We start from the raw sequence: 24,852 nt of genomic DNA on the forward strand, positions 1-24,852 counted from the left end.
TCACGATTGCGTTGCGATCCGGTGCCGTTTGTCGCACAACCGTCACATTGATGGCGTAGCGTGTTAATCTAGTGTTAACCGTTGTGGCTTCCTTCAGCCAAGCGGTAGGGAACCCCAGATAAATGTCCGACCAGCCACCCGCAGGGCTGTTTGGATGCGCTTTTTTTTCCGCCATCGCCAACTCGCATCGAGGCTACCGAAAAATGACCCACCCACTCCGGATGTCCAAGCTCACCCTTGGTCTCGTGGCTGCGCTCGCCGCCGCTCCCGCCTTCGCCCAGAGCACCTCTGCCGGTGTCGGCGGCCAGGTGATGTCCGCCGCAGGCCAGCCTGTTGCTGGTGCTGAAGTCACCATCACCCACACTGAGTCGGGCACCGTTTCGCGTGCCACCACCGATGCGTCGGGTCGCTACAACGCGCGCGGCCTGCGCGTGGGTGGTCCGTACACCATCACCATCACCAAGTCCGGTGAAGGCACCAAGACCGAAGAAGGTGTCTTCCTGAACCTGAACCAGGTCAACACCGTCAATGCCAATCTGGGCGGTGACCTGGCTGCCACCAACCTGGACGCCGTGAACGTTGTCGCCACCGCCGGCGGCCTGGACCTGTTCAGCGCCACCAAGATGGGCAGCGGCACCAACGTGACGCGCGAAACGATGGACGCGCTGCCGTCGGCCAACCGCAACATCCAGGACTACATCCGCCTGGATCCGCGCATCTCGCAGGTCAGCAAGGCTGACGGCGCGATCTCGGCCGGTGGCCAGAACACCCGTTACAACGCCATCCGCATCGACGGCATCAGCGCCTCCGATCCGTTCGGCCTGGGCTCCAACAACCTGCCGACCGAGCGTCAGCCGGTGTCGATGGATGCCATCCAGGAAATCAACATCGACCTGGCCAACTACGACACCACCATCGCAGGTGGTACCGGTGCGGTGATCAACGCCGTGACCAAGTCGGGTACCAACGAATTCCACGGCACCGTGTACGGTTCGTACCGCGACAAGGACATGGTCCGTTCGCGCCTGGAAGGTGACAAGCAGGACTTCAACGGCTTCAAGGACGAGAAGACCTACGGCATGACCTTCGGCGGCCCGATCGTCAAGGACAAGCTGTTCTTCTTCACCAACTACGAAAAGTACGAGCGTAGCGGTGGCGGCGTCAGCCTTGGCGAAAGCCCGTACAACAAGGCTGGCGGCATCAGCGATGCTGATATCGCCCGCGTCCAGAAGCGTATGTCCGATCTTGGCTATCAGGTCGGCGGCGTCGGTGCGCTGAACAACAAGACCGAGATCGAAGAGTACGCGGTCAAGCTGGACTGGAACATCAACGAGAACCACCGTGCGGCCCTGCGCTACAACAAGATGAAGCAGGACGTGGTGCGTTTCCCGAAGGTCAGCAACAGCGAAATTTCGCTGAGCGACTTCTGGTACACCCAGCCGACCGAGTATGAAACCTGGATGGGTGAACTGTTCAGTGACTGGTCCGAGAACTTCTCGACCGAGTTCAAGGTCTCGCACAAGGACTACTCATCCAACCGTGTTGCTGCTTCGCACCTGCCGCAGATCCGCGTCCGCTTCGACAACAACAACTCGCTGTACCTGGGTACCGAGCAGAACACCCACACCAACCTGGTCGAGTCGAAGGAACTGAGCGCCTTCGGTGCCGGTACCTGGTATGTCGGCGACCACACCGTCAAGTTCGGTTTCGACTACACCGACAACGACCTGATGAACTTCTACGGCCGTAATCTGTACGGCGCGTACGAATTCGCCAACCTGGCTGCGTTTGAAGCCGGCACCCCGTCCGCGTACCAGGTGCGCGTGCCGCGCGATGGTGGCAGCCTGAATGATATTCCGGCGAAGTTCCACCTGAAGAACACGGGTCTGTTCATCCAGGATACCTGGGCGATCAACTACAACCTGAGCCTGATGTTCGGTGTTCGCGTTGACATGCCGGACTTCAGCACCCAGCGCCTGTACAACCCTCGCATCGAACAACTGTATGGCTTCAACAACACCAAGCTGGTCGACAAGAAGCTGTTCCAGCCGCGCGTCGGCTTCAACTACACCTTCGACAGCGATCGCCCGACCCAGCTGCGCGGTGGCGTGGGCCTGTTCGGCGGTGCTGCTCCGAACGTGTGGCTGGCAGGTGCCTACCAGAACACCGGCCTGAACTACTCCGAGTACAACCTGACCCGTAATCCGGGTGGTTTCAGCTTCGATGCGGACAATCCGTTCATTCCGGACCCCTCGCTTGCGTCGGCCCGTCAGAACGTCGACCTGATCGCTCCGGGCACCCGCCTGCCGTCGGTCTGGAAGGCCAACCTGGCCTTCGATCACGAACTGCCGTGGTACGGCATCGTGGCGTCGGCCGAGCTGCTGGTCACCAAGGTCAAGGATGGCCTGTACTTCGATCGTCTGGACGTCATGACCCCGAACGCCAACCGCTCGGTTGGTCAGGACGGTCGTGCGCTGTACTGGAACGACTACGGCATGAACGGTGCCAATGCTGGCTCGAACGGCATGCAGGCTGGCCAGAAGAACGGTCGTGCCTGCTCGGCCACCGATCAGACCTGCCCGGGTGACCGTGTCAACCGTCCGAGCGATATCGGCGACGTGATCCTGCTGCGCAACACCGACAAGGGTCGTGGTTCCCAGGCTACGTTCTCGCTGGCCAAGCCGCTGACCGAGAACTGGGGCTGGTCGCTGGGTTATACCTACACCCAGGCGAAGGAAGTGAGCCCGCTGTCCAGCTCGCAGAACACCTCGAACTGGAACAACACGCTGAGCCTGAACGCCAACGACAACGTTGCGTACAACTCGCGCTATGCAATCAAGGACCGCATCACCGGCACCCTCGAGTGGAAGCACAACTTCTTCGGTGACAACGCCACCCGCGTCGGCCTGTTCTATGAAGGCCGTTCGGGTCGTCCGTACAGCTACGTGTTCTATAACGACGTGAACGGCGACGGCGCAGCTACCAATGATCTGTTCTACGTGCCGAAGGGCCCGGGTGACGTGATCTTCACCGGCGGCGCCGACATGGAGAAGAAGTTCTTCGAATGGCTGGCGCAGAATCCGGAGCTCGATGCCTACCGTGGCAGCGTGGTACCGGCCAACCAGCATCGCGCCAAGTGGGTCAACAGCTTCGATGTCCGCATCAGCCAGGAGTTCCCGGGCTTCGCGAAGACCCACAAGGGCGAGATCGCACTGGACATCATGAATGTCGGCAATCTGCTGAACAAGAAGTGGGGCCTGATCGACGATTACGGCTTCTACGCCACCCGTCGCGTTGCCAACTACTCGGGTATCGACCCGGCTACCGGCAAGTACCTGTACAACTTCACCGGCCGTACCGACAACTCGTCGATCCAGGAAAACAACAACGACAAGGGCAACACCGCCGTGTCGCGCTGGTCGATGCAGCTGACCGTGAAGTACAAGTTCTGATCCATCAGAGCCTGAAGCAGTAAGTGGAAACGGCCGGGGAAACCCGGCCGTTTTTCTTTGAGGTGGACAAGTAATTTTCCGTTCGATATAAGTGACTGGTGTGGCTTCCCATGGAAGGCGGAAATGAAGGTCAGGTACGGATTGCCGGAGTCGTCCATTGACGGGCTGCAGGACTGTAAATTCGCGCTGCCGGGGAATGCTCCTGATCATTGCTCGAGTCGACGCCTGAGAGAGTTGTTCGCTCGTGTGCTTTCATGTCGAATGCGGTTTTGTCCGAGCTGTCGTTCTGCAGATGATCATTTCCTGCGCTGCCGCCGAGGTGCTGAATACCTTAAGTCTGCAGGAAAGTGCAACATCCTGAATATGCACGCTCGTTCACTTCTCTTCATCCACGCTAGATTTTCCAGTGGTGCTGTGGAGCGTGCCGGATTTCGGGTCGGGCGAATATGGGTCGGTCCTAGGGACGCGCCTCAGAGCTTCGTTGCAGCACATATCGATGTTCAATCACATCTGTCTCGAATTATTGGTGCCACTGAAAAAATGGCGCCAATTGTTCGGCTGTATGCGCTGCTGTTGACAGTCAACATAATTCATCCGTTCGAGGATGGAAATGGTCGATTGATGCGAGCGATTGCGTTCGTCTTTTCGATCCACTATCACTGTGATTTCTTTGCTTTCCTAGCGATCTATATAAAGGTCATGCAAAGAGAATTTGTTCACGCGATCGAACTGGCCGCTGATGGTGCGCCAAGTGCCCTGGAGGAGTTCAATTGTGCTGCACTTGAACTCTTCGAGCGATTGCGCGTGAATCCGGGTGGGTTGGAGGAGTGGGGGCGCGGAGTCCTGCTTGGAAGGATTCTGGCCCAGGCATGAAGTTGCAGTGTGTAGAAGTGGTTGTCCGAAGGTGAAGTGTTCTGAAGTTCAATGTTGGAATCAAGACAAGGATGAGTTGCCATGAAGTTGAGTGTGATCATCGCATCTGTCGTATTTGGTATGGGTATGACTGCGGCATCGAAAGTCAGTGCTTTGGATCCGTGGTGTAATCCCAGCTATTGCCCGCCGACTCCTACCTATCCTGGTGGAGGGGATACTTCAACATCGGGGCAGAGCGGAGACGCGTTTCTTCTTGTTTCCGGTGCGCATATGAGTTGCGATACCCCGGTGCAGGAGCGATATGCAGCGGTGCTGGCGAGCTTCCTTTCACTGCCATTGGAGTATCGCGTTGACTACTATGAAAACTCGGATAGAGGGGAGTACTTCGTAGCCTATCGTGATATCCCGGAGCTTCACGGGAGGCTTGCATATGAATCTTGGAAGATAACTGATCCATCGTCGTCAGTGCCCATCGATCCTAATCCTGTGCCGATATTTGATTGCAGGAGGTAACCTGGCTTGCATGCGTTGATGCGGTCCAGGGACTAAGCCTCCTCTCTGTCGAACGGCCGGGGAAACCCGGCCGTTTTCCGTTCAGGCGAAAGTCCTTGCAGGTCACCTGGCATCGGCGTAGCATCCAGAAATGTGCGCGGTGCCAACGCCGCCGATGCGGTCCCGGAAAGGCGAACGCGGGAAGCACACATCCAACGGTCGGGCTTCCCGGCCGTTTTGCTTTTTAAGGGGGCGGCAGTACAGTCGGAAACCTTGAAGGAAGCGAAAAATTGGACATGACCACGAACGAAAAATCAGCCCGTGCACTGCCGGTGCAGGACGCGCGGATCTACCCGCGCGGTGGGCTGGATGTGCTGTCGCGGGCCGAAGTGGCCCGGCTTCGCGATGCGTCTGCCGGCGGCATGCACGAGCTGCTGCGCCGCTGCGCACTGGCCGTGCTGACCAGCGGCAGTGCTTCTGACGATCCGCGCGCGGCGCGCGATCTGTATCCCGATTTCGACATCCAGGTGGCGCAGCAGGATCGCGGCGTGCGCATCGACCTGGTCAATGCACCGGCGATGGCTTTCGTCGACGGCGAGATCATCCGCGGCGTCGCCGAACTGCTGTTTGCGGTGGTGCGTGACCTGGCCTACATGGCCATCGAGATGGGCCCGGCCTACGCGGCCGAGCTGGAGTCGTCCGAGGGCATCACCAATGCGGTGTTCGGCCTGCTGCGCAACGCGCGCATCCTGAACCCGGGTGACCCGAATCTGGTCGTCTGCTGGGGCGGCCACTCGATCTCGCGCGACGAGTACCTGTACACCAAGCAGGTGGGCTATGAGCTGGGCCTGCGCGGCCTGGACATCTGCACCGGCTGCGGTCCGGGCGCGATGAAGGGCCCGATGAAGGGCGCCACCATTGCCCATGCCAAGCAGCGCCGTACCGTGACGCGTTACATCGGCCTGACCGAGCCGGGCATCATCGCGGCCGAGTCGCCGAATCCGATCGTCAACCACCTGGTGATCATGCCGGACATCGAGAAGCGCCTGGAGGCCTTCGTCCGCATCGGCCACGGCATCATCGTGTTCGCCGGTGGTGTCGGCACCGCCGAGGAAATCCTGTACCTGCTCGGCATCCTGCTGCGCGAGGAAAACAAGGACCTGCCGTTCCCGCTGATCCTGACCGGCCCGACGGTGGCGGCGCCGTACTTCGAGCAGATCGACCGGTTCATCCGCCTGACCCTGGGTGATGCGGCCGCCGAGCGCTACGAGATCGTCATCGGCGACCCGGTGGTGGTGGCCAAGAAGATGGCCAACGGCATCAAGCGCGTGCGAGAGCACCGCCTGGCGCAGAAGGACTCGTTCTTCTTCAACTGGTCGATCGAGATTCCGTGGGAGTACCAGCAGCCGTTCGTGCCGACCCACGAAGCGATGGCCGCGCTGGACCTGCACCACGGGCGTGCACCGCATGCGCTGGCGGCCGACCTGCGCCGGGCGTTCTCGGGCATCGTGGCCGGCAACGTGAAGGAAGACGGCATGCGCCGCATCGAGCAGTTCGGGCCGTTCCAGATCCATGGCGACACCGACATGATGCAGGCCCTGGACGCGCTGCTGCGTGCCTTCGTCGAACAGCGCCGGATGAAGATCTCCGGCGAATACCAGCCCTGCTATCAGGTGCTGGCCTGAGTCTGCGCCGGCGCGATGGGGATCGCGCCGGTACAGGCAGGGGAGGGCGGGTCGTCAAGGCCTTGACGCCCGTCGCCCCGGAATGACCGTTCATCCTGCCGCCGCTTGCCGGTGGCAGGGCGATGGCCCATCGTGGCCATCAACACGCTGGGGAGCGTCCAATGTCTTTGCGCCGGCAAAACGGCTTTACGCTGGTTGAGTTAATGGTCACGGTTGCCGTCCTGGCGATCCTGAGCACCATCGCGTATCCCAGCTTCCAGAGTACGATCCGCTCAAATCGTGTGGCCACGACGACCAACGAACTGATCGCGTCGCTGGCACTTGCCCGTTCCGAGGCAATAAAGAACACGCGTGGCGGGGCTGTATGCGCATCCACAGCGGGCAAAGAATGTGATGGCAGCAGCTGGGCCGACGGCTGGATGGTCTGGGAGGATCGCAACGGGAACGGGTCGCTTGATTCCGGTGAGAACGTGCTGCGCTACAGCGAAGGTCGCCCAACGATGAAGTCCGCAACCGAAACGTTGACCATCGGCTTCGATGGCCGTGGCCGCAATCGCGCCAACGCGGAAGTGGATGTGACACTGCGCCCTGAAAAGTGTGGCGACCAGCCCCTGCAGCGAACGCTGCGCATATCGCCTACGGGACAGGTGAGGCTGTTGAAGGAGAGTTGCTCATGAGAAAGATCGGCTTCCAGCCGCACCGTACGGCGCAGGGCGGTTTCACCCTGATCGAGGTCATGATCGCGATCCTGGTGATGGGTATCGGCCTGCTGGGCTTCGCGCTGCTGCAGACGATGAATGTGCGGTTCGTCCAGAGCGCGAACTACCGCACCCAGGCCACCAACCTGGGGTACGAACTGCTTGATCAGATCCGGGCTAACCGGATCAACGCGCTCAGCTATGCCGGTACCTATGCTGCTACCACCGGCAAGGGTGACTGCGCGCCGTCCATTGGCAAGGATATCGGCAAGGATGACTTCACCCGCGACTGGCGCTGCCGCCTGGGCCGCGCACTGGGTGACTCGGCATCCGGAACGGTAACCGTCAATGACGGCCGGGTACGGGTGTCGGTCAGTTGGGGCGATGAGCGTTGGAATCCCGATTCGAAGGCTGACACCACCTTTGCTGCGGAGAGCCTGCTGTGATGACCAGAATGCGCTCCCGCCAAACGATGAGTGGCCTGTCGCTGATCGAGTTGATGATCGCCCTGACCATCGGCCTGATCATCATGCTGGGCGTGGTCCAGGTGTTCGCCGCTTCACGCACGGCCTACCAGCTGTCTGAAGGGCTGGCGCGGGTCCAGGAGAACAGCCGTTTCGCGATGGATTCCCTGCAACGCGAACTGCGCATGGCGGGACACTTCGGCTGCGTGAACGATCAGGCGCATGATCCGCAGGGCACCTTGGCAACCACCTTCGCTGCGGGAGGCCACCCCGCGCTGGACTTTGCGCGGTCGATCCAGGGCTACGAAGCAACGAATACCAAGCCGGGCGACGCGGTGACGTTGGCGGCAACGCCGTCAACGGGGGGCGACAAGTACTCCCCGGCGTTGCCGAGTGAGTTCGCCGCGGCCATCAAGAACCGGGTCGACGGCAGCGATATCGTCGCTCTGCGCTATCTGGTGCCCACCGGTGTGCCGGTCACGGCGGTAGCCGGTACGGTTGCCCAGCCGGTTTTCAGCTTTGATCCCAAACGTCTTGCCGTGCTTGATAGCGGAGTTACCGACCCGGGGCTGTTCGGTGTGGCCGACTGCATTTCCGCCACGGTCTTCCAGGCTCGTGCGATCGATGCAAAGGCCGGCACCGTGACGGTGGGCACCGCACCCAACAACGACGTGGCCATCGCCCGCAACTACCAGCCCGGCCAGGCGGTGCTGTATCGCGCCGAGACGTCGATCCTGTACGTGGGCTACGACGCTACGACCAAGCAATCGTCGCTGTATCGCCTTCGATTCACCGCCAAGCCCGGTGCTGCCTTGGTCGCGGGACCAGCAGAGGCGCTGGTCGAGGGCGTGGAGAACATGCAATTGCTGTATGGCCAGGATCACGGTCTGAGCACGGTGTCGCCGACCGGCTACATTGATCGCCAGGGTACCGCGACCGATGTTCAGGCCTCCATCGTGCCGGCCTCGCGTGGCTGGCAGCGCGTGGGCACGGTGCAACTGGGGCTGGTGGTGTCCAGTCCAGACCCGGCCGCATCTGTCCAGGCCAGTTCAAGTACGCCGCTGACCGCGCTCGGCGTGACCTACACCGCGCCTTCTGACGGCCGCATGCGCGCCGCCTACCAGAGCACGATCGCTCTGCGCAATCGCCTGTATGGCAACTGAGGCCACCATGCGTACCCATCCCGCCCGCCGCCATTCTCTGCATTCACCGCGTTCCCAGCGCGGCGCGGTGCTGTACGTCGTGCTGATCATGCTGGTGCTGATGGCCCTGCTGGGCATCGCCGGCATGCAGGTCACAAGCATGCAGGAACGGATGGCTGCCAACTATCTGCGCAGCAACGTTGCCTTCCAGAACGCTGAGGCCGACGCCCGGCAGACCGAGAAATCCATCGAGAAGGCGCTGGCTGACGGGGGCATCTTCAAGGCCAGCCAGGAGGAATGCAGTCCCTCCTACGATCCGCAGACGTGGGCCGATGGTCTCAGTGAGACCAAGTCCACCTATACGCGTCGCATCGACAAGTGCTTTGCAGCGTCCAGCCGGCGCACCGGCGGCCGACAGAACGAAGAAACCGGGAACATCTACCAGGTCACGGCGCTTGCCAGTGACGATCCCTCCAATGCGTCCGCCAGTGCGGTCATCGATACGATCTTCATCCCATGAACAGCGAGCGCCGTTTCCTTCGACTTCGTTCCTCCACCTGGCTGCGGGCCGGTGTGGGTGTTGCTGCGCTTGCCGGCCTTGCCGCGTTGATCATTCCGCTGCAGGCTGCGCTTGGTGACTACGATATCGCGCAGGAGCCGCTGTACAGCAAGCAGAGCCAGCCGCCATTGATGATGATGGTGATGTCGCGTGACGAGCAGCTGTTCAACAAGGCCTACAGCGATTACAGCGACCTGGACGGGGACGGGGTGCTGGACACCACCTACCAGGACAAGTTCGATTACTCAGGCTACTTCGATTACAACCTCTGTTACTCGTACAACAGCGGTGTCTTCAAGGCCAGTGCAGAGGCAAAGGGCGCCAACAAGCACAGCTGCAGTGGCGCGTGGTCGGGCAACTTCCTCAACTGGGTGACGATGAGTCGCCTGGATGTGATGCGCTACGTGCTGTACGGCGGCCAGCGCTTCACCGATACGAAGGAAAAGACGGTGTTGGAGCGGGCGCCGATCCCCAGCGATCTGCATGCGTGGGTCAAGGTCTACAGTGGATCGGATCTTCGCGAGTTCGCCAACCTTGCTGGAAGCGGGACAACCTTCAGCTTCTGCAGTGTGACCCGTTCTGCAACCGGGGCGCCGCTGATGCGCGTGGCCGAAGGTGCACTGGGCGAGTGGGCCTCGACAGCCAGCAACCAGTGCGATACCGGACGAGCCAGCAACGCCGATGGCTACGCGGACATTCCCCGCTCAGCCACGGACTACACCGTGCGCGTGGAAGTGTGTGATGCCAGCTCAACGGTGCGTGAGAGTTTCTGCCGGAAATACAACGATGGCATCACCGACCGTTTCAAGCCGGCCGGGCTGCTGCAGACCTACGGTGAGAGCGGGCGACTGCGCTTTGGGCTCGTGACGGGAACCTACGCCAATCCGCGGGATGGCGGTGTCCTGCGGCGGAACATCGGCAAGATCGCGGGCAACGGGACGAAGTTCTGCGGCGTGGGTGATGAAATCGACCTGTCTACGGGGCAGTTCTGCTACCTGAATCTGACGGGAAACGCCAAGGCCGACGATGAGGGCGTGATCAACGCGATTTCAAGCTTCCGTCTGGACAACTGGAACTGGTCCAACAACTGGAATGACTGCAACACCTACGGCATTCTCAATCGCCAGGACCAGAAGGGAAATGGCAATCTGACCGATCCGGGGACCGGAGGCCAGAAGTGCAGTGCCTGGGGCAATCCATTGGCGGAAATGTATGCGGAGGCGCTGCGCTACATCACTGCGGGTTCCAAGGTCTATAGTGACAGCGGAGATCTCAGTGGGCTGCCAACCAATATCAGCTGGAAGGATCCCTACCGCCTGCCCGCAGAAGGTGGCAACTCTTATTGTGCGACCTGCAATATCCTGGTGCTATCGTCGGGCCTGCCGTCCTTTGACAGCGACAACGTCGGTTCCGTGACCGGCCTTGCGTCTGCGGTGTCCGCGACGGATGCAGTCGGCACGGCCGAAGGAATCGCTGGCAAGAGCTACATGATCGGTCGCGTGGGTGATACACCGCGCGGTGCTTCGCTTGATACCCACAGTGATATCTGCCAGGGCCAGACAATCGGTAGCCTCAGCAAGGCGCGCGGCATCTGCCCGGACATTCCCTCCATGGAAGGCAGCTTCCTGATGGCGGGGCTGGCCAAGGCGGCCGCGGAGACCGATCTGCGTCCCAACGTGCAGAACAAGCCAAGCACGTACAAGGTCACCGCCACCACCTACGCCGTTGCCATGGCGGAAAATCTCCCGCAGTTCGAAATTGCGGTGGGCAACAGCAAGATCGGACTGGCCCCGCTCTGCCAGGCGAACAACACCGGCGGCGCAACGGCAACAAGTGCTGGCTGGCGCAGCTGCTTCCTGGGCTCGGTCGGCATTGGCACCAAGCAGGCCAACGACACTGGCGGGAAGCTGGTCTATGGCCGTCCCTACCGGACAGATGCGAAGTCCGGCAGCTTCTCGCTGGTGTGGGAAGACTCGCTGTGGGGCAATGACCATGACAACGACGTCGTTGCCATGCTGAGCTACTGCGTGGGCGCCGCGTGCAACGATACCGGCACCTTCAACAACATCTGCTGGCGTGCTGATGCGAAAGTGAGCAACAGTGCCGCGGGCAATACGCGACTGTGCGACTACACAACTGCAAACAAAGGGGTGGATTGGATCGGCACGACTTTGGCCGGCAAGGTCGAGGAGGATGAAGTGCTCATCCGGATCGAGAACCTGTCGGCGTACGCTGGCAACGCAATGCTGACGGGCTACACGATCACAGGGTCAAATGCCTCCAGCACCGTGCAACGTCTGGCGCTGCGTCCGGGCAATAGCAATGGCTCCGTGCTGACCAGCACAAACAACTTCCCGAGCAACTGGCAGAGGCCGGTAGTCATCAAGTACAAGGCCTCTACCACTGCGGCGGGCCAGCTGCAGAGCCCGCTGTGGTATGCCGCCAAGTACGGTGTCCCGGCCGGTAAGAAGTGGGACAGCAAGAAGCCAGGGGTGCCGGATAACTACTTCCTGGCACGCAATCCGACCAAACTGAAGGAGGCGCTGGAGGCGATCTTCAACAGCGCAGCGGAAGGTGATGCGCCGGTCGGTGGTAGCGGCAGTGGCGCGCGCATTTCGACCAACTCGTTCACCGTATCGTCCCATTACAGCGTGCCCTCTGGCACTGTGGACTGGACCGGTGATGTCATTGCCACCCAGGTCGACGGCCAGGGTGCGGACGGAGCCGTGCTGTGGAAGGCGTCCAGCAACATCGGCAGTGCCACGCGCCGCATCTACATGGCGACGTCCCCGACCAAGACCGCGTCCGATGGCACGGTGACCCCGGTCAATGCGAACGAGTTCCTGGCCACCAATCTGCCGGGCAATGATGAGCGGGCGAAGCTGTCGGCATTGGGATTCAGTGACTCGATTCCTGCATGGTTCGCGAATCAGACCTCGACCACCCTGGTCAACTATCTGCGCGGCGCGGCGGTGAGCGGGCTCCGTTCGCGTACTTCGCCGTTGGGTGACATCGTCAATTCCACCACCGAGATCGTCTCCAAAACGGATGACTTCGGCTATGCAGGCTGGGCGAGGCAGTCGACAGTCAAGTGGAAGGCGACGCTGGGCACGTCTTATGACGTCTTCCTGAAAGCGAAGCGCGCGACATCGGGGCCGCCGACGATGATCTATGTTGGCGCCAATGACGGCATGGTGCATGGTTTCAACGGTTCGAATGGAGCATCCGGCGGTACCGAAGAACTGGCCTTCATTCCGTCAGCTGCCATGCAGCACATTGCCGAGCTGGCCAACCCCAAGTATGGGCATCGCTACTACGTGGATGGCCCACTGACGTCGTCCGACGTCTACTACGGGGATGCCTGGAACACGGTGCTGGTGGGCACCACGGGTGGTGGTGGTTCCAGCAAGGCGCCCAATGCGACGAGCGTAGGCAATGGCTCCGTGTTCGCGCTGAATGTCAGCGATCCGACCGCGTTCGGTGCATCGAGTGTGTTGTGGGAAGTCTCGGGGAAGACAGAGTCGGATCTCGGGTTTGTGCTGGGCAAGCCGGCTGTGGTGGCGGTAAAGGGCGCCGATGCCAACGCTTCGCCACGCTTCGTTGCGATCTTCGGCAATGGCGTCAACTCCACCAGCGGCAAGGCAGCGCTGTTCGTGGTTGATATCCAGACCGGCAAGGTGCTCAAGCGGCTTTCGCCGGTAGGTGCCAAGTACGCGGCACGCAATGGCCTGATCAACATCGCCACGGTGGCGTTGAAGAACAATGATGGCATCACCGACACTGTGTATGGCGGTGACATGCAGGGCAATATCTGGAAGTTCGATCTTTCCAGCACCGATCCGACCGATTGGAACATCGCCCTGTCTGGAACGCCGCTGTTCACCGCTACGCGCAATAACAGCCCGCAGCCGATCATGAGCGGCATCGAGATCAGCACGGGTCCGGGCGGCGGCATCAGTCTGTTCTTCGGTACCGGCCAGTATTTCGCCGCCGATGACAATGCGGTGAGCAGCACCTCGCCAGTGCAGTCGCTGTATGGCATCTGGGATAACCTTGCCAGTGCGGTTGGCACGCGCGACAACCTGGTACAGCAGGTGATCACTACCGGCACATCGGCCAGCGGCTATCAATTGCGTGATGTCACCCGCAATGCGGTGAACTACGGTTCGGCCCGCGGCTGGTATGTGGACCTGCAGGCTGGATCGGCAGTCGAAGGCGAACGCTTCGTCGGCAACCCCCGTGTGCAGAACGGCATCGTGTTCTTCACGTCCTATGTGCCAGGTACCGCCATCTGCGGCAGCGGCGGTGGCGTGAACTGGCTGTACGGTCTCAATCTGCTGACCGGTGGTGGCCAGATGTCCGGCTTGAGCCCAACCATCGGCGGAGAAGCGCTGTGCACCGGCAACTGCGGTGGTGTCGCCCTGACCAAGAAAGGTGACCTCAGCCAAGGGCCGCCAGTGAAGGACACCAACATCTTTGTGCCCAAGCTTACGCCCTGCAAGCCTGGCGACACGGGGTGCACGGTCGACAAGATGCTGCAGGCCAGCCAGTGTACGTTCGTGCTGCGTGCGGCCGGCGCTGATCCGCTTTACATGCCACGGCCCTGTGGGCGGCAATCGTGGCGGCAGATCCGTTGATGAATCCGATATCGAGGTTGCCCATGCATCTGTACAGCAGGCGTCGAACCACCGCCGGCTTCACCCTGATCGAGCTGATGATCACCGTGGCCGTGGTCGCCATTCTTGCTGCCATCGCGTTGCCTTCGTACCAGGCCTATGTGCGCAAGGCCAATCGTGCCCAGGCCAAGGCCGATCTGGTCGAGCTGGCGCAGATGCTGGAGCGGCGGCATACCGTGGAGAACACCTACGCGGGCATGACGCTGCCGTTCTCGCAATCGCCACGGGACGGTGCCGCCAGATACACGCTTTCCTACGTGGGAACGCCGAATGGCACCTCCTTTACCCTCCAGGCGGCACCGACCGAGATCCAGAAGAAGGACGACTGCGGCACACTGACCCTAGACCAGGCCGGACGAAAGACGCCGAATGCCAGCAAGGGGCCCGGATGCTGGTGAAGGGCGGGCCGTTTCGCCACATCGCATAAAAGGCTTGCACTCCCCTGCGAACGCTGGCTAAAATGCGCACCCCGCCCGAATAGCTCAGCCGGTTAGAGCACTTGACTGTTAATCAGGGGGTCGTTGGTTCGAGTCCAACTTCGGGCGCCAGATTCGAAAAAGCCGCGAGAAATCGCGGTTTTTTTCGTTTCCGCGATGGCATTTCAGTTTTCAGCAGGGGATCGGCCTGCTCGGGCGCTGGCTCCTGACCCGCCCGGGGACGCTGATGATGACGCGGCTGTGCTCCTGTCCATTCATGCACAGCACGATGGACTGGTTGGTGCCGGCATTGCGGCCGTCGGGCCGGAACCGGATGTCGGGCCGATGATCGCTGGTGCGCAGGTCGACATGACGCCGGCGTGCCCTGTGCACGCGGAGTTCCCTTGCGGCGCCGGTCGCGCTGTTGGCCGGTTCGACCTGCACCCGCCAGCCCTGGCTCCATGCCTGGTCACATCTCATGCCGTCCGACGAACCGCAGACCGTCACACGGCGGCGTTCGGTGATGGCGGCGTTGCGTGCCATCGACAGGCTGGCGACCAGTTCGGCGCGCAGCGTTTCCGCCTGGAAGTGCCGCAGCGTGCGTTGCCAGGGGCCCCACGCCAAAGCCAGCAGGACCGACAGCACCATGACAGCGATCAGCAGCTCGATCAGATGGAGGCCGCGGTGGAGCCGGGCAGGGCGAAGATGAAGGGACATGCCTCCAGCCTCGTTCCGTGCTCGCGCATTCACCATCGGCCAACGCCGCGGCTGCCTGCCCGGAAACCCCTCAGCTGGCCGTCACCGCTTGCCCCGTATACTCACCCTTCCCGGGAACTGGCAACACCATGAGCGACCGTTTTGAACTCGTCTCGCCGTATTCGCCGGCGGGCGACCAGCCTGATGCCATCGCAAAGCTGACCAGCAACTTTGAAGCGGGCATCGCCAAGCAGACCCTGCTGGGCGTCACCGGCTCGGGCAAGACCTACACCATCGCCAACGTCATCCAGAACGTGCAGAAGCCGACGCTGATCATGGCGCCGAACAAGACGCTGGCGGCGCAGCTGTATGGCGAGTTCAAGGCGTTCTTCCCGCACAACGCGGTGGAGTATTTCGTCAGCTATTACGACTACTACCAGCCGGAAGCCTACGTGCCGTCGTCGGACACCTTCATCGAGAAGGACAGTTCGATCAACGAGCACATCGAGCAGATGCGACTGGCGGCGACCAAGACCCTGCTGTCGCGCCCGGACGCGATCGTGGTGGCGACGGTATCTGCGATCTACGGCCTGGGCGCGCCGGAAGACTACCTGTCGTTGCGCCTGATCCTGTCCAAGGGCGAGCGCATCGACCAGCGCGATCTGATCAACCACCTCACCCAGCTGCAGTACACGCGCAACGAGTACGAGCTGCAGCGCGGTACGTTCCGCGTGCGTGGCGAAGTGATCGACGTGTTTCCGGCCGAGTCGGACAGCGAAGCCCTGCGCCTGGAACTGTTCGATGGCGAGGTCGAGAAGATCACCCTGTTCGACCCGCTCACCGGCGAGACGCTGCGCAACATGCAGCGCTTCACGGTCTACCCGAAGACCCACTACGCCACCACGCGCGAGCGTGTGCTGGCAGCGATCGAGACGATCAAGGTCGAGTTGAAGGAGCGGCTGGAGCAGCTGTACGCACAGAACAAGCTGGTCGAAGCACAGCGCCTGGCGCAGCGCACCCAGTTCGACCTGGAAATGATGGCCGAGGTCGGCTTCTGCAACGGCATCGAGAACTACTCCCGGCACCTGACCGGCAAGAATGCCGGCGAACCGCCGCCGACCCTGTTCGACTACCTGCCGGCCGACGCGCTGCTGGTGATCGACGAATCCCACGTGACCATTCCGCAGATCGGTGCCATGTTCAAGGGCGACCGTTCGCGCAAGGAGACGCTGGTCGAATTCGGGTTCCGGCTGCCCTCGGCGCTGGACAACCGGCCGCTGCGCTTCGAGGAGTGGGAGGAGCGCTGCCCGCGCAGCATCTATGTGTCGGCCACGCCAGGCCCCTACGAGTACCGCGAGGCGGGTGACGAGATCACCGAACTGGTGGTGCGCCCGACCGGCCTGATCGACCCGGTGGTGGAGATCCGCCCGGTGGGGACCCAGGTTGACGACCTGATGAGCGAAGCCAACGCGCGCATCAAGGCCGGTGACCGGGTGCTGGTCACGACGCTGACCAAGCGCATGGCCGAGAACCTCACCGAGTACCTGACCGAGCACGGCATCCGCGTGCGCTACCTGCACTCGGACGTGGACACGGTCGAGCGCGTGGAGATCATCCGCGACCTGCGCCTGGGCAAGTTCGACGTGCTGGTGGGCATCAATCTACTGCGCGAAGGCCTGGACATGCCGGAAGTGTCGCTGGTGGCGATCCTGGATGCCGACAAGGAGGGCTTCCTGCGCTCGACCGGCTCGCTGATCCAGACCATCGGCCGTGCCGCGCGCAACGTGCGCGGCAAGGCGATCCTGTATGCGGACAAGATCACCCGTTCGATGCAGGCCGCGATCGATGAGACCGACCGTCGTCGCGCCAAACAGGTCGAGTACAACGAGGAGCACGGCATCGTGCCGCGCTCGGTGGCGCGCCCGATCGTCGACGTGCTGGAAGGGGCGCGTTCGGACGCCGCCGAGAAGGAAGCAAAGAAGGGCAAGGGCAAAGGCAGGCCCGGCGTTGCCGAGGAGGGGAGTGACTATCGATCGCTCAGCCCGGCCCAGCTGGCGTCCCGTCTCAAGGCACTGGAACAGCAGATGTACCAGCACGCCAAGGACCTGGAATTCGAGGATGCCGCCCGCGTGCGTGACCAGATCCGGCAGCTGAAGGAAGCGAGTCTGGGCTGAACGCGGCAGTGCAGCATCTTCTTCACAAAAGTGTTGCGCTTCACGGCCGGCATCCGTAATATACGCGGCCTGCACCGACGCAATCGCGGACGTTCAGAAGCAAAAACGGGCGGTTAGCTCAGCGGTAGAGCACTACCTTGACATGGTAGGGGTCACAGGTTCGAACCCTGTACCGCCCACCACGAAGTCTCCGGAAGGGGGCTGTCGTGAACAGCAAAGCCCGGCCCTGGCGCCGGGTTTTTACGTAGCAAGGCCAGCTTTCGGGCGGCAAGAACAAGATGGGCGGTTAGCTCAGCGGTAGAGCACTACCTTGACATGGTAGGGGTCACAGGTTCGAACCCTGTACCGCCCACCACCTGGCTCCCGGCATTGCCGGTGCAGCGGTGGATCACGATGGAAGCCGGCCCTGGGCCGGATTTTTTCGTTTTAGGCATCGACCACGGTTCCACATGGTCAGCGTTGCACGGCCAGATCTTCGACGCTGATCATCCGCTGCAACTTCCAGTGGCCGTCCACGCGCTCCCAGAGCTGGGCAACGCGAACCGTCGCACCACGCGTGGGCTGGGCATCGGCGGGTTCGCGTTGCACGGGCTGGTTGGCCAGCCTCAGGACCCGGTCCTGGCGCAGCCGGTAAAGCAGCAGGGAGGGCGAACCGCAATCCTGTCGTACGGCTTCCGGCCGCTGGGTTTCGGCAATCAGGATCTGGCTGCGAAGGGCCTCTTCAGTGGGCTCGTTGCCAGCGCCGAACAGGCTGGAGAGCAGCAGCATCAGGGCAAGCATCGGCATGGCACGGTGCTCCAGCGGGAAAGTGCACGCAGGCTGGCATGACATGTGGGGTGCTGCAGCCGGTCTGCGACGAAGGCCGGAATTGAGCCGCCAAAGACGGCCGGGGGGGCGATGAATCCGGGCCGTGCAGGCGTAGACTTCGGTCTACCGCGCAATCGCGCCGTCACTGCAAGGAGCTGCCGCATGAGCGATCACGTTCCGGTTTCCCGGCCCAATCCCATCCTCGAGCTGCTGTTCGGCGGGAACATGCTGGAGGGTACCTTCAAGGCGGTGATCTGGGTGGCCCTGCTGGCGGCGGTGCTGGCGTGGACCACATTCCGCTGAGTCTTCCCACTGCCCTGCAGCGCCGGCAGCGTTGCTGGCCTGCGCTCAGGCGCTGAAGGCCTGGCGCAGGCTGCGCAGCGTGGCCTGGCGATGTTCCTTGGCGGTTGCTTCGCCCATCTCAAGTTCCTGCAGGCGCAATCCCACCAGCGTCATCGACAACGCATAGCCGCGTGCCGCATCGGCGGCACGCGAAAGGCCGAGTGCGCGGCGCGTCAGTGCGTTCACGTGTTCCAGGTCGGGCAGCAGCCCCAGGTAGGCGCGCTCGGCGCTGTCCAGGTCCGGGGCACGCAGGATCGCGTGCGCTTCAGCAGCAGGGGAGACGGAGGCCATGGGGGGTCCTTGTCCGTTGCGGGCGCTCGATCAGAACGAGCGCATCAGGGAAATGAAGGCCGACGTCTGCGTGCCGCGACGGGCCATCGGGCTGTCCTTTACGGCATCGCCGAACCACTGGTTGGCGACGACGCCGGTCGCGCGCCACTTCGTGCCCAGAGGCGTACTGACCGCGATCTGCAGGCTCGGCGATGTCGCGCTGCCCGGGTTGTAGGCGGCAAGTCCCGAGCGCAGCGCTTCTTCGTCGGTGATGCCGTAGTAGTAGTCGAGCAGGCGCGCACTGGAGTGCACCACGCCGACCTTGGGCACCCAGGTGAAGCGACCGGCCTGGATCGGATAGCTGTAGTGCAGGCGCGATTCCATGCCACCTCCGTGGTCGGTGACCTCGCGCATCACGCTGGCCTCGACGATGCCCCAGTCGGCGCTGTATTCACCATTGATGCCGGCCATGGCGGACATCTGCCGGCTGTGCAGGCGACGCAGCTGAGGATCGTTCACGTCGTCGGTCTTGAAGCGCAGCGTGTAGGGCGTGACCGCCGCCGACAGGCGCAGGCCTTCGCGCTTGTACAGGTACATGCCGAGCGAGCCGGGGCTGGCGAAGAAGCGCTCGCCCTGCCAGGCAATGGACGGTACGACCAGCGGCTTGACGTCGTAGTGGGCGTAGGCCCCTGAGGTCGCGCCGGCACTGATACCGGCCTGCACCCCCGGGTTCCGGTCGGCGGCGTGGGTGATCAACGGGAGGCCGATGGCAGCGGAGAACAGCAACGGGCGCAGCAGGGTCGGGGACAGCGACGGCATCGATCAGCCACTTTGCGGGGGATGGCTGTGCATGGTGCGGCCACAACATTGTCAGAACATTGCGCCTTGGCATTCGGCACGCGAAGGCGCCCAAAGCCGGCGCCAGGCACTATGATCGGCACCGTTTCCGGTAGCCGAGCCCCTGATGCGCATCCTCCTGGTCGAAGACGATCCCGATCTGTCCCGTGCCCTGCAATCGGGCCTGGAGCGGCAGGGCGTGGTCGCCGACGTGGTCGGCAGCCTGGCCGAAGCCGCGATCGCGCTGCGCGAGCCGGTGCACCAGCTGATGCTGCTCGACCGCCAGCTGCCCGATGGTGATGGCGTGGCTTTCGTCGCCACCGCGCGCGCGCTGCGCCCGAATCTGGCGGTGATCATGCTGACCGCCAAGGGCACGCTGTCGGACAAGGTCGAGGGGCTGGACGTCGGTGCCGATGACTACCTGGTGAAGCCGGTGGCGATCGAGGAGCTGATGGCGCGGATCCGCGCGGTCTCGCGCCGGCCCTCGGCGATGGTGACGCCAAGCCTGCATCTGGGCCGGCTGGAATTCGACTTCGAATCGCTGCAGGCGCAGGTGGAGGGCCAGCTGTTGGCGCTGCCCCGGCGCCAGGTGCTGGTGCTGCAGGCGCTGGCGATGCGACAGGGACGCACCGTCACCCGCAGCGCGTTGGAGGCGGCAGTGTACGGTTTCGATGACGAGATCCAGTCCAATGCACTGGACGCGCATATCTCCAAGCTGCGCAAGGCGCTGCAGCAGGCCGGGGCCGGCGTGGAGATCCACGTGATCCGCGGCGTCGGCTACCTGCTGGCGGAGGCCTGAGATGGCACGTCCTATCCGCTCCATCACGCTTGGGCTGGCCTGGCGGTTGTTCCTGGCGCAGGCCTTCACCGTGCTGTTCGCTGTGGTTGCGTTGATCCTGACCTGGGGTGACAAGGACACCTGGGGCATGGACATGTTCATGGCCGAGGCGGTGGCCAAGGCGGTGCACAGCGATGGTGGCCGGCTGGTGCTGGACCAGGCGCGCTGGGAAAAGCTCGATGCCAGTGCCGGCGGCAACCTCTGGTTCGCGGCAGTCGACGACAAGGGGGGCTGGTTGGAGCGCGGCACGATTCCGGCGATCCACGCGCCGCTGCTGGCGCGGTTGCCGACGCTGGGCGCGACCGAACTCGGTTCGCTGGTGCCGCCCTACCTGGATGTGGCGCGGGTGATGATCCGCAACGAGGATGGACGGCGCATCACGGTGATGGTGGGCGGGGCGCCGAAGGGCGGGCTGCTGGATGGCGCGCTGATGGTGCTGCGTCTGATCGGCCTGTGGTTCTTCCTGCCGCTGATCGTGGTCACGCTGCTGGTGATGCCGACCGTGATCCACCGCGCGATGCGTGGCGTGCGCCGCTCCGCGCAACAGGCCAAGGAGCTGGATATCGGCCAGCCGGGTGCGCGGCTGGATGCGCAGCTGGTGTCGACCGAGGTCGCGCCGTTGGTCGAAGCCTTCAACGACGCGATCGACAAGGTGCAGCAGGGCTATGCAGCGCGTGACAAGTTCCTTGCCGATGCCGCGCACGAGCTGCGTGTGCCGATTGCAGTGGTGCAGGCGCGCCTGTCGCAGCTGCCGCAGGGCGAGCTGAAGTCGCAGCTGCTGACCGACGTGGCGCGGCTCGGCAACGTCGCCGAGCACCTGCTTGACCTGCAGCGACTTGATCGCAATGTCGGCGCACTGCAGCGGCTGGATCTGGCGCTGCTGGTGCGTGAAGCGGCCGCCGATCTGGCGCCGCTGGTGGTCGGTGCCGGCTACGGCTTCGAAGTGGATGCACCTGAGATGCCGGTGTGGATCCACGGCGACAGCCTGGCGCTGGGACGGGTGATCGCCAACCTGGTGCACAACGCCATTGTCCACGGCGGCGGACGCGGCACCATCTGCGTGCGCCTGGATGCACGTGGCCTGCTGGAAGTCAGCGATCAGGGTGCCGGTATTCCGGTGAGCGATCGTGAAGCGATCTTCGAGCCGTTCCATCGCCTGCGCGCGGCGGGCAGTGGCAGTGGCCTGGGCCTGCATCTGGTGAAGGAAATCGTGCAGCACCACGGCGGCTCGGTCAGTGTCGGCGAGGCCGCTGGCGGTGGTGCCAGCTTCCGGGTCAATTTCCACCGCGGCACCGTCCGGCGCTGACAGCCGCGCGGGGAAAACCCCGATAGGCAACCTGTCGCGCCCGGCGGCAGGCTGCTGGAATGGTTTCCGAACGTTCCGCGCCGGCCCTGTTCGGCCCCGGCTGCGCCGCCGGCCTGGTGCTGGGCGCGCTGGCCTGCGTGCAGATGCCGGCGTTGCTGCCGCTGTGGCTGAGCGTGCCGATGGCGGTTGCAGGCGGCGCGGGCTGGCTGCTGCGCTGGCGAGGCCGCACCTGGGCTGCAGTCATGCTCGGCCTGGCATGGGCAACAGTGCACGGGCAGTGGGCCCTGCACGACCAGCTTCCACCCGACGCGCCGCCGCAGGATGTGCAGGTGCGCGGGCGGGTGGCCGATCTTCCGCAGAGAGGCCCCGGTTACACGCGTTTCGTGCTGCACGTGGAGGAGGCCGATACGCTGCCAGTGCTGCGCGGCAAGCGCCTGCAGGTCACCTGGAACGACCCGTGGCGCGGATCGTCAGCGCACGAGGCCGGCGGGCGCCATGCGGTTCGTGCCGGGGCGCATTGGCAGTTGTCGCTGCGCGTGCGTGCGCCACGCTCGCGGATCAATCCCGGCGGCTTCGATGGCGAACGCCATGCATTGCTGCGTGGTATCTCCGGCAATGGCACGGTGCGCGACCCGGGCGCTGCCCGTGAGCAGGCGCCTGCGCAGGGCCTGCCGGCCTGGCGCGAGCGCAGCAGTGATGCCATCGCCACGCAGGTGGCACATCCTGCCGCGCGGTTCGTGCAGGCCTTGGCCCTGGGCGACACCCGCGGCCTGTCCGATGCCGACTGGGAACACCTGCGCGCGCTGGGCCTGACCCATCTGGTCGCCATTTCCGGGTTTCACGTGGGCGTGGTGGCGGGTTTCGGCGTGCTGCTGTGCCGCGTGTCGTGGTGGCTGTGCCCAGTGCTGGGACGGTACTGGCCACGGCCGCAGGCGGCGGCATGGGGCGCGGCGCTGGCCGCAGCCGCCTATGCCGTGGCAGCCGGCGGCGCGCTGCCAACGGTCCGTGCGGCGCTGATGATCGGGCTGGTGGCACTGGCCCGTGCCGGACGTCGCCCGGTGGGTGCGGGGCAGGGGCTGGCCCTGGCCGCGATGGTGATGCTGCTGCCGGCGCCGCTGTCGGTGCTGTCGGCCGGCTTCTGGCTCAGCTTTGGCGGCGTGCTGTGGCTGCTGTGGTGCCTGCCGCGAACCGGGCCCGAGGGCGCCGGTGGGGGCCTGCGTGGCTTCCTGGCCGCGCAGGGCGTGGCCAGCCTCGGCCTGTTGCCGCTGTGCGTGGCCCTGTTCGGCGGCACCGCGCGCTTGGGGCCGCTGGTCAATCTGCCGATCATTCCGTGGTGGACCCTGCTGGTGGTGCCGTTGTCGTTGCTGGGTACCGCGCTGCAGGTGCTGCACGACGGTGCCGGGCGCTGGGCCTGGCGTGCCGCGGCCTGGCTGTTCGAGCTGAGCTGGCAGGCGCTGCAGCCACTGGCGCTGCACCCGCAGGCGATGTGGTGGTTGGCTGAGGCGCCGCGCTGGGCGGTACCGGCGGCACTGGCCGGGGTGTTCTGGTGGCTGCTGCCACGCGGCGCCGGCGGTGGCCTGGCGGGCCTGCTGCTGTGCCTGCCGCTGCTGTGGCCCGCCCGGCATGCACCGGCCGAAGGAGAACTGGAGCTGCTGGTGCATGACGTAGGGCAGGGCACTGCGGTGCTGGTGCGTACGGCGCGGCACGCGCTCTGGTACGACGTGGGGCCGCCGACCGGCGGCGAAGGCAACGAACGGATTCTGGTCCCGGCCCTGCGCGCGCTCGGCCAGGGGCCGCCCCGGCAGGTGATGCTCAGCCATGACCATCTTGATCACACCGGCAGCCTGTCCAGCCTGCGACGGCAGCTGCCCGGACTGCAGCTGCTGGCGTCACCGGGCAGCACCATCGCTGGCGCCACGCCCTGCCAGCAGGGGCTGCGCTGGCAGTGGGACGGGGTAGATTTCCAGGTCCTGCACCCGGCGCCTGGCAGCCGTCAGGCCGAAAACGAGGACAGCTGCGTGCTGCGCATCGCCAGCCGCCACGGCGCGGTCCTGCTGCCGGGTGACATCGGCCGGCCGGCCGAGCGGACGCTGCTGGAGGCGTCTCCGGCAGCGCTGAAGGCGGATGTGGTGCTGGTGCCCCACCATGGCAGCGGCGGCAGCTCCAGCGCGCCGTGGGTCGAGGCTGTGGCGCCACGGCTGGCGGTGGTCTCGGCCGGGCACCGCAACCGCTTCGGGCACCCTCGCCAGGACGTGGTCCAGCGCTGGCAGGCGCAAGGGGCCGAGGTACTGGCCACGGCCGATTCCGGGGCGATCCGCATATGGCTTGGCGCACAAGGGCTGCAGCTGCGTGAACAGCGCATCCACGCATCCCGCTGGTGGGATGCCGCTGGGCGGGCGCGGTCGGCTGCTATCCTATCCCCGATCGGACAAGCGGCCGTTGGGCCGGAGGGTTGAAACGTGTGGGAACTGGTCAAGGCCGGTGGCTGGCCGATGGTGCCGCTGCTGCTGTTGGGCGTACTGGCTTTGGCGATCATCCTGGAGCGTTTCTGGTCCCTGCGGCGTACTGAAGTGCTGCCGCCCGGCCTCGGCCAGGAAGTGCGCAACTGGGCGGCACGCGGCAAGCTCGACCCGGCCCACCTGCAGACCCTGCGCGCGAACTCGCCGCTGGGCGCGCTGCTGGCTGCCGCACTGGAAGCCCGCAACCGCCCGCGCGACCAGATCCGCGAGCGCATCGAAGACACCGGCCGCCACCTGGTGCACCGCATGGAGCGTTTCCTCAACGCGCTGGGCACCATCGCTTCGGCCGGACCGCTGCTGGGGCTGCTGGGCACGGTGATCGGCATGATCCAGATGTTCCTGGGCATCCTCGACCACGGCGTGGGTGATGTGAACCAGCTGGCCGGTGGTATCGGCAAGGCGCTGGTGTGCACCGCCACCGGCATGATCGTCGCCATTCCGGCGCTGATGTTCCACCGCTACTTCAAGGGCCGCATCCACGGTTACGTGGTGGAGATGGAGCAGGAAGCCAGCGCGCTGCTGGATACGCTGGATGGCCGACCCGGGGTGATGAACCCTGCTGCTGCCACGCGCCCGGCCGGCGCGGCGACGGCGAAGGCCTGATCG

Annotated in this window: 20 protein-coding genes and 3 tRNA genes; 19 read left to right on the plus strand and 4 right to left on the minus strand. The window is 63.9% G+C overall.

What is annotated here, in order from left to right:
* Window positions 1-203: 203 nt before the first annotated feature.
* The 11 genes from AC5P8D_RS09300 (at window position 204) to AC5P8D_RS09350 (ending at window position 14,589) form a co-directional block, all read left to right on the plus strand.
* Entirely contained in the window at window positions 204-3,452 is a 3,249-nt protein-coding gene (locus AC5P8D_RS09300) for a TonB-dependent receptor (RefSeq protein WP_329758437.1), read from the plus strand.
* 123 nt (window positions 3,453-3,575) lie between these two features.
* Window positions 3,576-4,325, plus strand: a complete 750-nt coding sequence (locus AC5P8D_RS09305; protein WP_329758435.1) for a Fic family protein — start codon at window positions 3,576-3,578, stop codon at window positions 4,323-4,325.
* 81 nt (window positions 4,326-4,406) lie between these two features.
* The gene (locus AC5P8D_RS09310; RefSeq protein ID WP_197643829.1) at window positions 4,407-4,838 is read left to right on the plus strand and encodes a hypothetical protein; all 432 of its coding nucleotides are present in this window, start codon (window positions 4,407-4,409) and stop codon (window positions 4,836-4,838) included.
* Window positions 4,839-5,113: 275 nt separating this feature from the next.
* Window positions 5,114-6,502 carry a nucleotide 5'-monophosphate nucleosidase PpnN gene (gene ppnN / locus AC5P8D_RS09315; RefSeq protein WP_329758433.1) on the plus strand — a complete coding sequence of 463 codons (1,389 nt, stop codon included), beginning with the start codon at window positions 5,114-5,116 and terminating at the stop codon, window positions 6,500-6,502.
* Window positions 6,503-6,663: 161 nt separating this feature from the next.
* Window positions 6,664-7,179, plus strand: a complete 516-nt coding sequence (locus AC5P8D_RS09320) for a GspH/FimT family pseudopilin (RefSeq protein WP_043400476.1) — start codon at window positions 6,664-6,666, stop codon at window positions 7,177-7,179.
* Window positions 7,176-7,646, plus strand: a complete 471-nt coding sequence (gene pilV, locus AC5P8D_RS09325; RefSeq protein WP_043400479.1) for a type IV pilus modification protein PilV — start codon at window positions 7,176-7,178, stop codon at window positions 7,644-7,646. Before AC5P8D_RS09320 ends, pilV begins: the two co-directional genes overlap by 4 nt.
* Before the next feature lie 8 nt (window positions 7,647-7,654).
* Entirely contained in the window at window positions 7,655-8,827 is a 1,173-nt protein-coding gene (locus AC5P8D_RS09330) for a PilW family protein (protein ID WP_308822315.1), read from the plus strand.
* Between the two features lie 7 nt (window positions 8,828-8,834).
* On the plus strand, window positions 8,835-9,326 hold the full coding sequence (locus tag AC5P8D_RS09335) for a pilus assembly PilX family protein (protein ID WP_043400485.1): 492 nt from the start codon (window positions 8,835-8,837) through the stop codon (window positions 9,324-9,326).
* Entirely contained in the window at window positions 9,323-14,002 is a 4,680-nt protein-coding gene (locus AC5P8D_RS09340; protein WP_100051432.1) for a pilus assembly protein, read from the plus strand. Before AC5P8D_RS09335 ends, AC5P8D_RS09340 begins: the two co-directional genes overlap by 4 nt.
* Before the next feature lie 23 nt (window positions 14,003-14,025).
* Entirely contained in the window at window positions 14,026-14,439 is a 414-nt protein-coding gene (locus AC5P8D_RS09345; protein ID WP_043400488.1) for a type IV pilin protein, read from the plus strand.
* 73 nt (window positions 14,440-14,512) lie between these two features.
* Window positions 14,513-14,589: transfer RNA gene (locus AC5P8D_RS09350), tRNA-Asn, on the plus strand.
* Between the two features lie 60 nt (window positions 14,590-14,649).
* Here AC5P8D_RS09350 and AC5P8D_RS09355 read toward each other — a convergent pair.
* On the minus strand, window positions 14,650-15,174 hold the full coding sequence (locus AC5P8D_RS09355; RefSeq protein WP_010486091.1) for a GspH/FimT family pseudopilin: 525 nt from the start codon (window positions 15,172-15,174) through the stop codon (window positions 14,650-14,652).
* Window positions 15,175-15,302: 128 nt separating this feature from the next.
* Between AC5P8D_RS09355 and uvrB the strand changes: the two genes are divergently transcribed.
* From uvrB to AC5P8D_RS09370, 3 genes are all read left to right on the plus strand, one after another.
* Complete coding sequence (gene uvrB, locus AC5P8D_RS09360; protein WP_019337166.1) at window positions 15,303-17,327, plus strand: excinuclease ABC subunit UvrB; 2,025 nt, start codon at window positions 15,303-15,305, stop codon at window positions 17,325-17,327.
* 107 nt (window positions 17,328-17,434) lie between these two features.
* Window positions 17,435-17,509: transfer RNA gene (locus AC5P8D_RS09365), tRNA-Val, on the plus strand.
* A 98-nt stretch (window positions 17,510-17,607) separates the two neighbouring features.
* Window positions 17,608-17,682 (plus strand) — tRNA-Val (locus AC5P8D_RS09370).
* A 98-nt stretch (window positions 17,683-17,780) separates the two neighbouring features.
* Here the strand turns inward: AC5P8D_RS09370 and AC5P8D_RS09375 are convergent.
* Entirely contained in the window at window positions 17,781-18,113 is a 333-nt protein-coding gene (locus AC5P8D_RS09375) for a hypothetical protein (RefSeq protein ID WP_049482933.1), read from the minus strand.
* A gap of 183 nt (window positions 18,114-18,296) precedes the next feature.
* On the opposite strand from AC5P8D_RS09375, the gene AC5P8D_RS09380 reads away from it, so the two are divergent.
* A complete protein-coding gene (locus AC5P8D_RS09380) occupies window positions 18,297-18,437 on the plus strand; it encodes a hypothetical protein (RefSeq protein WP_010486087.1) in 141 nt (46 codons plus the stop codon).
* Between the two features lie 45 nt (window positions 18,438-18,482).
* On the opposite strand, the gene AC5P8D_RS09385 is transcribed toward AC5P8D_RS09380, so the two are convergent.
* Entirely contained in the window at window positions 18,483-18,767 is a 285-nt protein-coding gene (locus AC5P8D_RS09385; protein WP_019337170.1) for a hypothetical protein, read from the minus strand.
* A gap of 30 nt (window positions 18,768-18,797) precedes the next feature.
* The gene (locus AC5P8D_RS09390) at window positions 18,798-19,565 is read right to left on the minus strand and encodes a MipA/OmpV family protein (RefSeq protein WP_191863144.1); all 768 of its coding nucleotides are present in this window, start codon (window positions 19,563-19,565) and stop codon (window positions 18,798-18,800) included.
* Window positions 19,566-19,710: 145 nt separating this feature from the next.
* Between AC5P8D_RS09390 and AC5P8D_RS09395 the strand changes: the two genes are divergently transcribed.
* Genes AC5P8D_RS09395 through AC5P8D_RS09410 form a run of 4 tightly spaced genes read left to right on the plus strand, consistent with a single transcriptional unit; the run spans window position 19,711 to window position 24,849 of the window.
* Window positions 19,711-20,382 carry a response regulator transcription factor gene (locus tag AC5P8D_RS09395; protein WP_010486084.1) on the plus strand — a complete coding sequence of 224 codons (672 nt, stop codon included), beginning with the start codon at window positions 19,711-19,713 and terminating at the stop codon, window positions 20,380-20,382.
* Window position 20,383: 1 nt separating this feature from the next.
* Window positions 20,384-21,727 carry a sensor histidine kinase gene (locus AC5P8D_RS09400; protein WP_126560704.1) on the plus strand — a complete coding sequence of 448 codons (1,344 nt, stop codon included), beginning with the start codon at window positions 20,384-20,386 and terminating at the stop codon, window positions 21,725-21,727.
* Window positions 21,728-21,786: 59 nt separating this feature from the next.
* Window positions 21,787-24,183, plus strand: a complete 2,397-nt coding sequence (locus AC5P8D_RS09405; protein WP_329840748.1) for a DNA internalization-related competence protein ComEC/Rec2 — start codon at window positions 21,787-21,789, stop codon at window positions 24,181-24,183.
* A 3-nt stretch (window positions 24,184-24,186) separates the two neighbouring features.
* Window positions 24,187-24,849 carry a MotA/TolQ/ExbB proton channel family protein gene (locus tag AC5P8D_RS09410; protein ID WP_019337175.1) on the plus strand — a complete coding sequence of 221 codons (663 nt, stop codon included), beginning with the start codon at window positions 24,187-24,189 and terminating at the stop codon, window positions 24,847-24,849.
* Window positions 24,850-24,852 lie beyond the last annotated feature (3 nt).

It is taken from the genome of Stenotrophomonas sp. YJH_SMC_101-4, from assembly GCF_059370395.1.